The organism is Amycolatopsis nalaikhensis, assembly GCF_030264295.1.
Taxonomy (GTDB): Bacteria; Actinomycetota; Actinomycetes; order Mycobacteriales; family Pseudonocardiaceae; genus Amycolatopsis; species Amycolatopsis nalaikhensis.
Window position 1 is genome coordinate 7,811,743 of record NZ_CP127173.1, and the last position, 12,666, is coordinate 7,824,408.

Below are 12,666 nucleotides of genomic sequence, written 5' to 3' on the forward strand. Positions count from 1 at the left end.
CGTGAGGCCCGCATGCTTGGAACCACCGGACTGCCGCGCCGCGGCCCGTCCCTGCCCGACTTCGGGCTGCCCCGGCCGGGGCGGACCCGGCACGTCGTCGCGAACCGCGTGCTGACGGTGCTCGCCGCGCTGCTCGTGCTGTTCGGGCTGCTCGCCCCGGACGACCTCACGGCCTTCTCCGCCGAGGCCCTCGTGCGCGTGCCGGTGGAGGGCCTCGTCGTCGCGGCGTTCCTGCTGGTCCTGCCGCCGCGGGCGCGCCGCGTCGTCGCGGTCGCCGTCGGGCTGGTCCTCGGGCTGCTGACCCTGCTGAAGGCCCTCGACACCGGGTTCTACGCGACGCTGGAGAAGCCGTTCGACCCGATCTACGACTGGAGCTTCTTCCACGCCGGTGTCGAGTTCCTCGCCGGGCAGATCGGTGAGGCGGGGACCCTCGCGGCGCTCGTCGGCGCCGGGTTGCTCGCGGTCGCCGTCGTGGTGCTGATGGTGCTGGCGATGCTGCGGCTGAGCCGCGTCGCGGCGGGCAGGCGGACCGGGGCGACGCGGGTGGTGGCCGTGCTCGGCGTGATCTGGATCGTCTGCTCGGTGTTCGGCGTGGAGATCGCGCCGGGGCAGCCGGTGGCCGCGCAGAGCGCCGCCGCCCTGGCCTACGGCGACCTGCGCCAGGTCGGCGCCGACCTGCGCGACCAGCGGCCGTTCGGCGAGGTGGCCGCCGAGGACGCGTTCCGGAGCACGCCCGGTGACCAGCTGCTCGCCGGGTTACGCGGCAAGAACGTCGTGCTCACCTTCGTCGAGAGCTACGGCCGGATCGCCCTCGACGACCCGGCGTTCGGCCCGAAGATCGGGGCGACGCTGGACGCGGGCACCGAGCAGCTGCGCGCGGCGGGCATCGGGGCGAGAAGCGCGTTCCTGTCGTCGTCGACCTTCGGCGGCGGGAGCTGGCTGGCGCATTCGACCGTGCAGTCCGGCATGTGGATCGACAACCAGCAGCGCTACAACGACCTGCTCGGCAGCGACCGGCTCACCCTCGGCGGGGCGTTCCAGCGCGCGGGCTGGCGCACGGTCTGGGACGTGCCCGCGCACACGAAGGACTGGCCCGAGGGGCAGAAGTTCTACCACCCGGACGCCTACTACGACGCGCGGAACATCGGGTACCACGGGCCCGGGTTCGCCTACGCGACGATGCCCGACCAGTTCACGTTCTCGATGCTGCAGCGCACCGAGCTCGCGAAGGCGGGGCAGCGGCCGGTGATGGCCGAGGTGGACCTCGTCTCGAGCCACGCGCCGTGGTCGCCGCGGCCGTGGCTGGTGGACTGGAACCAGGTCGGCGACGGCTCGGTGTTCGCGCCGATGCCGTCGGCCGGCGAGGCACCGGAGTCGGTGTGGAAGGACCCCGCGAAGATCCGCGACGCCTACCGCGACGCCACCGACTACTCGCTGAAGACGCTCATCTCGTTCGTGCAGCACTACGGCGGCGACGACCTGGTGCTGGTGTTCCTCGGCGACCACCAGCCGCCGGTGGTCACCCCGCAGGGCGCGGTGCACGACGTGCCGATCACGATCGTGGCCAAGGACCCGAAGGTGCTGGACCGGATCGCGGACTGGGGCTGGCAGGACGGCCTGCACCCGGGTGCCCGGGCGCCGGTGTGGAAGATGGATTCTTTCCGTGACCGTTTTCTGACGGCTTTCGCGCGCTGACCGCGCCGCCCATCCGTCCAGGGTCGCGGGCTAGCCCGGATGGAGCAGCGTCGTGACGTTCCGCTGCGCGCGGATTCACTGGCCCGATGAATTGCCGGTAATTCTTCGGCACTTCTACGCTCATTGACGTCGGGTTTTCCGCGTTGAGGAGTGTTCATGCGAAGGAAATTGGCGGTTCTCGCGGTCGCTGTGTTTTCGCTGCTGGGTCTGTCGGTCGCACCGGCGTCCGCGGCCGGCGGCGACTTCGCGCCACCCGGCTGCTTCGGTGAGCGTTACGGGATCCTGTTCGGACAGGGGGTTTCGGTCAGCTGCTTCCCCGGCGAGGGTTACGGGTACCGGGTGATCGCGCACTGCTCGAACGGCAGTGCGTTCTGGTTCGTGGTCGGTGATTTCGTGCCGTACGGATTCGGTCCGGCGGTCGCGGAATGCTCCGGGGCCCTCCTGGTTCCGGCCCGCGTTTACGCCTACGAGGTCGACGAAATCTGATTTGTGCGCAGAACCGTCCGGCCACCCGTTCCCCGGGTGGCCGGACGGTGTCGTGTCCGCGGAATGTGCGGCGGCCGCGCCGAGGGACACTCAGGCAGATCTGGTGCCCGCCAGTCTCCGATTCGGGGCGCCGCCCGCCGACGTGTGCTGCACTTGGTCCAGACCTCTCCGCGACGCCGCGAGAAGGGCTGCCCCGAGCCACGGCGGCACCCCGTCCGCGGCTCCTCGGCATGCGCGAAACCCGTTGGCGCACAAAGGAAATCCACAGAGGACAACCGTTCGCCTCCGCGAATTCCGGACAGAAGACCGGACAAACCTGGACCACCCGGGAGCGGGCCCGCACACTCGGCGCACAGTGTGTTTCTTTCCCCCGGCCTTGGAGGAGAACCTCATGCGTCGAAGAATCACCATGGCCATCGGCGGCGCCGCCGTCCTCACCGCGAGCCTCGCCTCGGCGTCGCTCAGCCCGGCCATCGCCTCACCCGGGTTGATCGCCGCCATGCAACGGGACTTCGGCCTGACCGCCACCCAGGCCGAAGCCCGGCTCGGGCAGGAACTGACGGCCGCGCGCGTGCTGCCCGCCGCCCAGTCGGCGGCCGGTGCCGCCTTCGGCGGGGCCTGGTTCGACCCCGCTCGCGGGAAGCTCGTCGTGGGCGTGACCGACCCGGCCGCGGCCGACGCCGTCCGGCAGGCCGGTGCCGAGCCGACCACCGCCCGGATCAGCGCGGCGAAGCTCGACGCCGCCAAGGCCGCCATCGACGCCTCGGCCAAGGCGGACCCCGCGCCCGCCGCCGTCAGCGGGTGGCGGGCCGACCCGCGGGCCGGCAGCGTCGTGGTCACCCTGCGACCGGGGGCGCACGGCGCCGACGTCGACTCCTTCCTGGCCCGGGCGCGGAAAGCCGGACCGGTCACCGTGGCCACCGCCCCGGCCGCCGAGCCGTTCTCGGCGGGCACCGTCGGCGGCGACCCCTACTACATCAACGGCAACACGCGCTGCTCCATCGGCTTCTCCGTGCAGGGCGGCTTCGTCAGCGCCGGGCACTGCGGCGGGGTGGGCAGCTCGGTCGTCGGCTGGGACGGCTCCGCGATGGGCAGCTTCGCGGGCTCTTCCTTCCCCGGCAACGACTATTCGTTCATCCGGATCGGCAACGGCTGGTGGACCGCGCCGGTCGTGCTCGGCTGGGGCACCGTGAGCGACGCGCTCGTCCGCGGGTCGTGGGTCGCGCCGGTCGGCACGTCCGTGTGCCGCTCGGGCTCGACCACGCACTGGCACTGCGGCACCGTGCTCGGGCTCAACGAAACCGTCAACTACTCCCAGGGTGCGGTCTACCAGATGACCCGCACCAACGTCTGCGCCGAACCCGGCGACTCCGGTGGCTCGTTCATCACCGGTGACCAGGCCCAGGGGGTCACCTCCGGTGGCTGGGGCAATTGCGGCTCCGGTGGCGAGACGTGGTTCCAGCCGGTGAACGAGATCCTGCAGACCTACGGCCTCTCGTTGGTCACGGCCTAGCAAAAAAATCCGGCGGCGGCCGATGAGTTCCGCGGCCGCCGCCGGTAGGTACCCGGGCGAGCCGCGCCACCGGGGCGCGGCGGGAACCACCGGGAGCAGTCATGAGCGTGATCGTCGTCGAGTTCGTCACCCTGGACGGCGTCGTCGAGGACCCGGACGGGTCCGGGGGCACGGCCACCGGCGGCTGGGCGTTCCGGCACGGGCCGGAGGCGGTGGCCGGGGACAAGTTCCGCCTCGGCGACCGGCTCGACACCGGCGTGCTGCTGCTCGGCCGCACGACGTGGGAGCTGTTCGCGAAGCTGTGGCCGGGCCGCTCGGGCGAGTTCCCCGACCGGCTCAACGCGTCCGCGAAGCTCGTCGCCTCGCGGACGCTGTCCGATGTCTCCGCGTGGCGGAACTCCGTGCTGCTGCGGGGAGATCTCGTCGACACGGTCGCGCGGGAAGAGCGGGACGTGATCGTCATCGGGTCCGTCGGGATCGCGCAGACCCTGGCCCGCCGCGGCCTGGTCGACGAGTACCGCCTGCTCGTGTTCCCGAGCGTCGCCGGGGCGGGCAGGCGGCTCTTCGACGGCGCGGCACCCGCGGACCTCGACCTGGTGTCGAGCACGGTCGTCGGGCCCGCCGTGCTGAGCACCTACCGGACGCGCTAGGTCCGCAGGAGGCTCGCGAGCCAGCCACCCAGCACCTGCTGGACCTCGGCGCGGGTCCGCGCGGGATCGTCCGCCGCGGCGATCATCCGCGCCGCCTCCATCACCGCGCTGAGCACGAGCTGGGCCAGCGCGCGGACGGGTGTGTCCACGATCAGCCCGTCCGCCCTGGCCCGCTCCAGCACGGTGACCAGCAGGCCGAGGCCGTACTCCGCCTCGATCTCGCGCCAGACTTCCCAGCCCAGCACGGCGGGCGCGTCGGTGAGCGAGATGCGGCGGACGTCCTCGCGCAGGCACGCGTCGAGGAAGACGCCGAGGGCCAGCGTCATGCCGGTCAGCGGGTCGGTGCCGCCCGCGAACGCGGCTTCGACCTCTTCGGTCAGCTCGCGTTCGAGCTCCTCGACGACGGCGCGGAACAAGCCCTGCTTGTCGGCGTAGTGGTGGTACAGCGCGCCGCGGGTGACACCGGCGGCGCGGGTGATCTCGTCCGCCGGGACGGCCTGGTAGCCGCGCGCGGCGAACAGTTCGCGCGCGGCGGCGACCAAGGCAGCCTTCGTGCCGGCGGAACGGTCCTGCTGGGTACGTCGCACCCGCCTAATCTGCCATGACGCCCGCGAACTCGACGACGTGGCGGGCCAGCACCGCGGGCTGGTCCTCGGAGACGAAGGTGTAGGAGTCCGGCACTTCGACGAGGCGCGCGTCCGGCAGCAGGGCGGCGAGCCGGTGGGCGAGCCGGATCGGGAAGAGCTTGTCCTCCGGTGCCCAGGCGAGCAGCACCGGCCGGTCGTAGCGGCGAAGCGCCTCCGCGGCGGCGAGGGTGTGCCGCGGGTGCACGTCCCGCAGGAGTTTGCGCAGGTCCCGCCGCACCCCGGCGGACTTGCGCAGCGGCGAGAGGTAGGCCTGCGCGACGGCGTCGGGCAGGGGCCGCTTCACCACCCACCCGAAGAGCATCGGCAAGGGGTAGAGGGCGCGGATCCGCAGCAGCTGGCCGAGCACGGCCATCGAGCCGGGGATCCGCGCGAGGCGCGGCAGCGGCTTGAAGATCGGCGGGAAGAAGTAGTCGAAGCAGTCGGAGGGCGTGAAGACGACCCGCCCGACCCGCTCGGGGCGGCGGCTGAGCAGGATCTGTGTCAGGGCGCCGCCGGTGTCGTTCGCGACGAGCGTGACGTCGTGGAGGTCCAGGGCCTCGAGGAAGTCGGCGATGACGTCGGCGTTGCCGGTGGGGGAGAGGTCGGCGTCGGCGCGCATGGGCAGGTCGTGCGAGCCGAGCGGCAGGTCGGGCGCCAGGCACCGGAAGCCGGCGTCGGCGACGTCCGGCACGACCTTCCGCCACAGTTCGGCGTTCGTCAGCACCCCGTGGACGAACACCACCGGGGCGCCCGAGCCCCGCTCGAAGTACCGCACCTCACCGGCGGGCAGCCGGACCCGGTGCTCCTGACCCAGGGATTCGCTTCGTCGCGTCATGCGATCCATAGTTACATACATGGCGTATGTATGTAACTGCGGTCTAGGCTGACGTCCGTGGTTGCCGGTGGAGGACCTCCCGTCGCCGTGGTCGTGGCTTTCGTCGACCGCGTGAACCACCGCGACCTCGCCGGGCTCGCGCGCCTGATGACCGCGGACCACGAGCTGCGGGTGCACGACGAGGCGCCGGTGCGCGGCCGCGACGCCAACGTCGCGGCGTGGCGCGGGTACTTCGCGTCCTTCCCGGCGTACCGGATCTGTCCACTTCGGATCGCCGAAGCGGGGGAGCGGGTCGCGGTGCTGGGCTACACGGTCGGATCGCACCTCGGCCTCCCGGACGAGGACGAGCGGGACCTGCCGGTGATCTGGACGGCCGAGGTGGCGGGGCACGCGGTCCGCGCCTGGAGTGTGCTCGAGGACGACGCGGACCGCCGTCGGGAGCTGGGGCTGGCCTGAGTCGTCAGGAATTCACGAGGACCTCGCCGGGTGACGCCGTGCCGGAAGCCCGGGTTGGCGGATCTTTGGCCCCCCGGTGTCTGCTGCGGGCCCCCGTCGCCGAGAACCCGGAGGCTTCGATGCGCCCGTCCCGTCCCGCCGGTTTCGACCGCCGCACCCTGCTCAAGACCGGAGTCGTCCTCGCCGGTGGTGTGGCCGCGACCGCCGCTTTCCCCGGGGTCGCCGCCGCCTACACCTGGCCGTCCTCGCTGCGGTCCGGCTCGACCGGTGCCGCCGTGGCGGAACTGCAGATCCGCGTCGCGGGCTGGGCCGCGGACAGTCCGAAGCAGACGTACGTCGCCGTCGACGGGGACTTCGGGCCCGCCACCGCCGCCGCGCTGACGCGCTTCCAGACCGCGAACCACCTGCCCGCCACCGGCGTCGCCGACGGTGACGACTTCTCGGCCCTCAACGCCCTCGAATCGGCCGACGGCTCGACCGCCCACTTCGAATGGAGCGAGTTCACTTCGAAGGACGGCTCGGGCTTCGGCGGCGGCAAGGTCGGCTCCGCCACGGTCAAGGAGAACGTCCGGCGGCTGATGTACAAACTGGAAGCGTTGCGGCTCAAGGCGGGCGGCCGCGCGGTCACGATCTCCTCGGGCTTCCGCAGCATCGCGCACAACCAGTCCGTGGGCGGCGCGTCGAACAGCATGCACCTGTACGGTGTCGCGGCCGACATCTACGTCAGCGGGCTGAGCACCCGCCAGGTCTACGTGCTCGCCGAGGCCTGCGGCTTCTCCGGCTTGGAGCGCTACACGCTCTCGGACGCGCACCAGCACGTCGACAGCCGGGTCGAGTACCCCTACGGCTCGCAGAGCTGGTGGTGGGAGAGCGGCATCATCAGCTGAGCTGAGATGGCTCGGTGGTGCCCCGGGACTTGGCTTCGGGGAAAGGTCGGATCCGGGGGCACCACCGCCCGCGGGACGGCTGACACGGCGTCCTGCGGTGGACCCACACTATGCAGCGTCCGCTCGCCTGACCAGGGCCTCGATGCGGTGTCGAAGGTTTGTCGCCCGGTCGGACACCGGACCTACCGAGAGTGGGTCACGGGCCGAGTTCGACGTCCGGCGCGGGCTCGTCCGGTGGATGGTCGCCGTGGCGGTGGACGATCTTCCACTCGCCGTCCTCGCGCCGGTACACGTGCGTGACGCGCAGGGTGTACGTCGTCGGTCTGCCGTTGACGGAGACCGTGTTGTGCTCGAACCCGATCGTGTAGGCCAGGTCCCCGCTCGCACCGGCCGCGACGACTTCGAAGCGGTACTCGCGCGAGTCGGAGAACTGGGCCGCGACCCGCTTGAACGCGTCGCCGACGTCGGCCCAGCCGGTGCGCACCGGCAGCCAGGCGCCGAAGAGGCTCACCGGGTCCGCGTGCGACCAGAGCGCCGTGCGCGGGCCCGCGTCGCCCTGGTGCACGGCGCGTTCGGCGGCGATCTGCCGCGGCAGCACGTCGGCCAGGAACTCCTCGGTGGGTGATGGCATGATGACTCCAATACAGTCGGACTGTTTTCAATACAGTGAGGATGTATCGGATGAGCGGGCCGGTCAAGCGCCGTTACGACTCCAGTCGTCGCCGGGAGCAGGCCGGGGAGACCCGGCGGCGGATCCTGGCCGCGGCGCACGACCTGTTCGTCACGAAGGGTTACGGCCGGACGAAGATCGCGGACGTCGCCGCCGAGGCCGGGGTCGCGCCCGAGACCGTCTACGCGGCGTTCAAGAACAAGCCGGCGCTGCTGCACCGCACCTGGGACGTCACCGTGGGCGGGGACGACGAGGACGTGCCGATGCTCGAGCGGCCGGCGCTGCGCGCCCTGCTGGCCGAGCCCGACCTGCGGGCCCGGTTCACCGCCTTCGCCGTCTTCAACACCGCCGTCATGCGGCGGACCGCGCGGCTGCACGTCGCCGTGCGCGGTGCGGCGGCGAGCGACCCGGCGGCGGCCGCGATGCTCGAGGAGATCGACCGGCAGCGGCTGGAGAGCATGGCTGAGCACGCCCGGGAGGCGGCGGCCACCGGGCGGCTGGCGGTTTCCGAGGAGGAGTGCCGCGACGTGCTGTGGTCGACCACGGACGGGACGCTCTGGCACCAGTTCGTCGAACGCCGTGGCTGGTCCGACGAGCGGTACGCCGCCTGGCTCGGGCGGCTCTGGGTGACGTCCTTCGTCGCTTGACCGCCCTCGGCTTCGCGCCTAGCCTCAAGTTGAAACTTCAACCTGTTCGCGCGGTACCGCACCGGGGGAGTCCGATGTCGATCTTTCGCCTGAACCACGCCGTGCTGTACGTGCGCAAGCTGACCGAGAGCGTGGCGTTCTACCGCGACGTTCTGGGCTTCGACTACATCGACGGCGGTGACGCCCACCGCGGCGCGGCCTTCCTGCGGGCGCCCGGCTCGACGAACGACCACGACCTCGGCCTCTTCGAGATCGGTGCCGACGCCGAGGATTCGGGCGCGGGCCGGACGTCGGTGGGGCTGTACCACCTGGCGTGGGAGGTCGACACGCTCGGCGACCTCGAGCGCGTCGCCGGGCGCCTGGAGGCGGCGGGCGCGCTGGTCGGCTCCTCCGACCACGGCACCACGAAGTCCTTGTACGCCAAGGACCCCAACGGCCTCGAGTTCGAAGTGGTCTGGATCATCCCGAAGGACCTGCTGACCGACGAAGACCGGGCGAAGAGCAGCGCGATCGGGCGCCTGGACCTGGCGGCGGAGCTGGCGAAGTACGGCCCCGACGCGCGCAGCGGCGTCGGGATTTCCCGCTCCTAGGCCGTCACGCGGGGCCGCGACGGCGCCGAAACCCGTTGCAGCACAGGCAGGTTGCCGAGCGCGAAGCGGCCGGGGCCGACGAACGCGACGACGAGCAGGGCCCAGCAGAACAGCGTGGCCGCCTCGCCGCCGTTCTGGATCGGGAACAGGCCGTCCGGCAGGTGCGCGGTGAAGTAGGCGTAGGCCATCGAGCCCGAGCCGAGCAGCGCGGCCCAGCGGGTGCCGAGGCCGAGGCAGACCAGCGCGCCGCAGACGAGCTGGATGACCGCCGCCCACCAGCCGGGCCACGCCCCGACGGCGGCGGCGCTCTTCGCGCCGAACAGGCCGAACAGGGTTTTCAGCCCGTGGCAGGCGAAGAGGAAGCCGATGACGATGCGGTAGAGCCCGATGACGTGCTCGCGGGCCGGGTCCAGGCGGTGCATGGGTGCCTCCGGGGACGGGGGGCGGGCGGGGAGTGCGGTGGGCCGGTCCGGATTCGGCCCTTTCAGATATACCGCCCGTGGTGAATGTCTGCACCCCTCTAAAGTCGCGTAACCGGTTCAGCGGAAATCGCGAACGGGCGGCAAAGCGAACGCTGTTCTTGCCTCGCGGCGTGGTTTCTGCTCTGCTGGACAAGGGAAAACCGCCGGACGGGTGATCTTCGCCATTGTGGTCCAGACCAGTTGGAGAATTGGTCCGGTTTCGCGAATGTTTCCGATTCTTTTCGACGGCGCTCCCGCTGTTCACCGCCGCGGCGACGGCGCCCGAACCCGGGGTCGCGCGGCAGGGGGCGGCGGGTCCGCGCCTCAAGCTCCGGCCAAAACGTTCGACAAGATCGAGGAGATCCTCGATGGGTTTGAGCCATTACCCGTAAGGTGGCTCCATGGTGGACGAAGAAGTCGTGTCGGAGCGCATCCGGCAGATCGCCGACACCCTCGCCGGCCGCGCCGATGAGCTCACCGGTGAGCTGGTGCAGCTGTACGCCACGGACCTGCCGCAGCTGGTCAACGACGACGAGCGCATGGTGAGCCTGCTGTCGGCGAGCGTCTACCAGAACATCGAGACCGCCCTGCAGATCTTCCGGCACGGGATCGACCCCGGGACCGTCGAGCCGCCGGCCGCCGCCGTCGAGTACGCGCGGCGGCTGGCGCAGCGGGGCACGCCCGTGTTCGACCTGATCCTGGCCTACGACCTCGGCCAGGCGGCGATGCTCGACTTCGGGTTCAAGGAGTGCATCCGGCTGGTCGACGACGCGGCCCTGCTGGGCGAGATGATGCGCCGGCTGCTGCGGATCGGGTACGAGTTCATCACGCGGGTGGTCCGCCAGCTCGTCGGGGTCTACCAGGACGAACGCGACAAGTGGCTGCTCAACCGGAGTGCGGCGCGGGCGGCGAAGGTGCTCGACCTGCTCGGTGAGAACGGCGGCCCGCCCGACGTCGACGCGGCCGAGGCGGTGATCGGCTACCGGCTGCGCGGCACGCACGTCGGGATGATCGTCTGGCACGCCTCCGAGGCGTACGTCGACGACGTGCTGTCGCAGCTGGAGTCGGCGGCGGGGGCGGTGCTCGAGAGGGTCGGGGGCCAGGGCCGTCCGCTGTTCGTGCCGCGGGACGAGGCCAGCGCGTGGGTGTGGCTCCCCCTGCCGGCGGGAGCGTCGGTCCGCCGCGAAGACCTCGACGCGGCGCTGGCCGGCGCCGAACCGGGCGTCCGGGTGACGGTCGGGGACCCCGGCGCGGGCGTCGTCGGCTTCCGCGACACCCACCAGCAGGCCCGCCGGGTGCACGCGTTGGCGCTGGCCGCGGGCCCGCACTGTGATCGAGTGCTGACGTTCCGTGAAGTGGGCACGGCGGCGCTGATGACAACGGACCTGAACGCGGCCCGGCTGTGGGTCGCGAGCACGCTCGGCCCGCTGGCGGGCGACGACGAGAACTGCGCGAGGCTGCGCGACACCCTGAGGGTGTTCCTGGCTTCGGGCGGCAGCTACACGGCGGCGGCGGCCGAGTTGACGATGCACAAGAACTCGGTGCAGTACCGCGTCCGGAAGGCGCAGGAGGTCCTGCCGCGCGGCCTGGCGGACGGCCGCCTCGACGTCGAGCTGGCGCTGAACCTGTGCCACCGGCTGGGCGCGGCGGTGCTGTCCCCGGCGTGACTTTGGTGTCCGGGACCACCGGTGCCGAAGATCGTTGGGTCGACGGCACGAAGCGCGGGTCGCCCGTTCGGCCTACGTTCGGCGTATGGGTGACAACGGTGGGATGCTCGCGCTGGTGCGGCTGCGCCGAGGCGTCGTGGGCGAGAGCAGACGAGTCTGCCACCTGATCCCCGTCCCCGCCGGCCCGGTATCGGGGCACTTGACGGCCCTGTGCGGCGAGGCGATCTTCCCGGCCGAGGCCGAGGTGCTCGACGGGCTGCGCGGGATGCCGTGCCACGCGTGCCTGATGGAGAGCACCCCCGCGGGGTCGAACGTGCTGGCCAACGCGGGCTGACCGCGCCTGGCCCGGGTTGAGCGGGCTTCGGAGGCGCGGTGGACGCAAGCAACGCGGCTCAGCGCGCGGGCCGGGCGGCGCGGGTGGTGGACGCGGCCAACACTGCTGAGCGCGCCGGGTGGCGTCGTGAATGAGTCGTTCAGGACCTCCGGCGACATGAATGACTCATTCAAGACGCTCGGATGGTCCGGCTAGAGCGAGCCCCACGCGCGGGCGCGGTCCAGGAGCCGGTCCCTGACCAGCGTGACCGCCGGGCGCGGTGGGCCCGCTGTCCTCGTCACCACGTACCACGTGTTGAGCGGTGGGGCCGCCGGTTCGTGGAGCAGCTCCACCGAGCCCGCCTCCAGGGCCGCCGCCGCCAGGTAGCGGGGCAGGACCGTCGCGCCCGCTCCCGCGATCACCGCCGCCAGGATCGCGCGCAGGTCCGGGACCACCACCGCGATCCGGTTCGGGGGCCGCTTGCCGAACTCGGTGCGCCAGTAGCGGCGGATGATCGGCAGCTCGTCGGCGTACGCCGCCAGCGGCAGGTGGGCCAGCGCCGCCACCGGTTCGGCCGCGAGCCGCGCGGGGTCGATGCTGCGGGCCAGTGCCGGGGCGGCGACCAGCACGAACTCCTCGTCGATCATCGGCGTGGCCGTCAGGGCGCGGTCGCGTGGCCGGACCGACGACACCACCAGGTCGAGGCGCGCCGCCTGCAACGCCGCCAGCAGCTCGTCGGCGAGGCCGAGCGTCACTTCCAGCCGCAGCCCGCGCGTCGTCAGCGGGGTGAGCGCCGGGAGGATCCGGGCCGCCACCGCGTCGCTCGCCCCGCCGAGTGCGACGCGGTCGAGCAGCGCCGCGTCGTCCGGGTCCGCGGCCAGCACGCCCCGCAGCTCGTCGATCCGGGTGCCGATCCGGGTGGCCAGCTCCACCGCCCGCGCGGTCGGGGCGGCTCCCTGGCGGGAGCGGGTGAACAGCGGCTCACCGAGCTCCTTCTCCAGCCGGGACAGCTGGCCCGTCACCGCCGGCTGGGTCAGGCCCAGCTCCGTCGCCGCGGCCGAGAGGGAGCCGCGGCGGTACACCGCGAGGAACGTACTCAGCAGATCCAGGCTGGGCACGCAAGTCTCCTTCCATAAGGAACGTTATGGATCGTAGCGCCCGTCGCGGACT

Annotated in this window: 15 protein-coding genes; 10 read left to right on the forward strand and 5 right to left on the reverse strand. The window is 71.9% G+C overall.

All coding sequences use genetic code 11. The annotated features are described in order from the left end of the window. Positions 1–12 precede the first annotated feature (12 nt). The 4 genes from QP939_RS38220 (at position 13) to QP939_RS38235 (ending at position 4,344) form a co-directional block, all read left to right on the forward strand. Positions 13–1,695: an alkaline phosphatase family protein gene (locus QP939_RS38220; RefSeq protein ID WP_285451333.1), complete on the forward strand. Its 1,683-nt coding sequence runs from the start codon at positions 13–15 to the stop codon at positions 1,693–1,695. 156 nt (positions 1,696–1,851) lie between these two features. After that, positions 1,852–2,181: a hypothetical protein gene (locus QP939_RS38225; RefSeq protein ID WP_285451335.1), complete on the forward strand. Its 330-nt coding sequence runs from the start codon at positions 1,852–1,854 to the stop codon at positions 2,179–2,181. Positions 2,182–2,572: 391 nt separating this feature from the next. Further along, entirely contained in the window at positions 2,573–3,694 is a 1,122-nt protein-coding gene (locus QP939_RS38230; protein ID WP_285451336.1) for a S1 family peptidase, read from the forward strand. 101 nt (positions 3,695–3,795) lie between these two features. Then, positions 3,796–4,344 (forward strand): dihydrofolate reductase family protein, encoded by a 549-nt coding sequence (locus tag QP939_RS38235; protein WP_285451337.1) that lies wholly within the window; start codon positions 3,796–3,798, stop codon positions 4,342–4,344. On the opposite strand, the gene QP939_RS38240 is transcribed toward QP939_RS38235, so the two are convergent. Together QP939_RS38240 and QP939_RS38245 are read right to left on the reverse strand one after the other, a co-directional pair. After that, positions 4,341–4,931: a TetR/AcrR family transcriptional regulator gene (locus QP939_RS38240; RefSeq protein ID WP_285451338.1), complete on the reverse strand. Its 591-nt coding sequence runs from the start codon at positions 4,929–4,931 to the stop codon at positions 4,341–4,343. The two genes, QP939_RS38235 and QP939_RS38240, sit on opposite strands and share 4 nt — an antisense overlap. 4 nt (positions 4,932–4,935) lie before the next feature. Continuing rightward, positions 4,936–5,805 carry an alpha/beta fold hydrolase gene (locus QP939_RS38245; RefSeq protein ID WP_285451339.1) on the reverse strand — a complete coding sequence of 290 codons (870 nt, stop codon included), beginning with the start codon at positions 5,803–5,805 and terminating at the stop codon, positions 4,936–4,938. Positions 5,806–5,862: 57 nt separating this feature from the next. On the opposite strand from QP939_RS38245, the gene QP939_RS38250 reads away from it, so the two are divergent. Together QP939_RS38250 and QP939_RS38255 are read left to right on the forward strand one after the other, a co-directional pair. Beyond that, entirely contained in the window at positions 5,863–6,261 is a 399-nt protein-coding gene (locus tag QP939_RS38250; RefSeq protein ID WP_285451340.1) for a nuclear transport factor 2 family protein, read from the forward strand. Positions 6,262–6,380: 119 nt separating this feature from the next. Then, on the forward strand, positions 6,381–7,148 hold the full coding sequence (locus QP939_RS38255) for a D-Ala-D-Ala carboxypeptidase family metallohydrolase (RefSeq protein WP_285451342.1): 768 nt from the start codon (positions 6,381–6,383) through the stop codon (positions 7,146–7,148). A gap of 196 nt (positions 7,149–7,344) precedes the next feature. On the opposite strand, the gene QP939_RS38260 is transcribed toward QP939_RS38255, so the two are convergent. After that, a complete protein-coding gene (locus QP939_RS38260) occupies positions 7,345–7,779 on the reverse strand; it encodes a YybH family protein (RefSeq protein ID WP_285451343.1) in 435 nt (144 codons plus the stop codon). 50 nt (positions 7,780–7,829) lie between these two features. On the opposite strand from QP939_RS38260, the gene QP939_RS38265 reads away from it, so the two are divergent. Then, positions 7,830–8,465 carry a TetR/AcrR family transcriptional regulator gene (locus tag QP939_RS38265; RefSeq protein ID WP_285451344.1) on the forward strand — a complete coding sequence of 212 codons (636 nt, stop codon included), beginning with the start codon at positions 7,830–7,832 and terminating at the stop codon, positions 8,463–8,465. 74 nt (positions 8,466–8,539) lie between these two features. After that, positions 8,540–9,055, forward strand: coding sequence for a VOC family protein (locus QP939_RS38270; protein WP_285451345.1), 516 nt, complete (start codon positions 8,540–8,542; stop codon positions 9,053–9,055). On the opposite strand, the gene QP939_RS38275 is transcribed toward QP939_RS38270, so the two are convergent. Next, a complete protein-coding gene (locus QP939_RS38275) occupies positions 9,052–9,477 on the reverse strand; it encodes a DoxX family protein (protein WP_285451347.1) in 426 nt (141 codons plus the stop codon). The genes QP939_RS38270 and QP939_RS38275 overlap by 4 nt on opposite strands. Positions 9,478–9,917: 440 nt before the next feature. Between QP939_RS38275 and QP939_RS38280 the strand changes: the two genes are divergently transcribed. Further along, entirely contained in the window at positions 9,918–11,183 is a 1,266-nt protein-coding gene (locus tag QP939_RS38280; RefSeq protein WP_285451348.1) for an RsbRD N-terminal domain-containing protein, read from the forward strand. 85 nt (positions 11,184–11,268) lie between these two features. After that, positions 11,269–11,517 carry a hypothetical protein gene (locus QP939_RS38285; protein WP_285451349.1) on the forward strand — a complete coding sequence of 83 codons (249 nt, stop codon included), beginning with the start codon at positions 11,269–11,271 and terminating at the stop codon, positions 11,515–11,517. A 191-nt stretch (positions 11,518–11,708) separates the two neighbouring features. On the opposite strand, the gene QP939_RS38290 is transcribed toward QP939_RS38285, so the two are convergent. Then, positions 11,709–12,614, reverse strand: a complete 906-nt coding sequence (locus QP939_RS38290) for a LysR family transcriptional regulator (protein ID WP_285451350.1) — start codon at positions 12,612–12,614, stop codon at positions 11,709–11,711. Positions 12,615–12,666 lie beyond the last annotated feature (52 nt).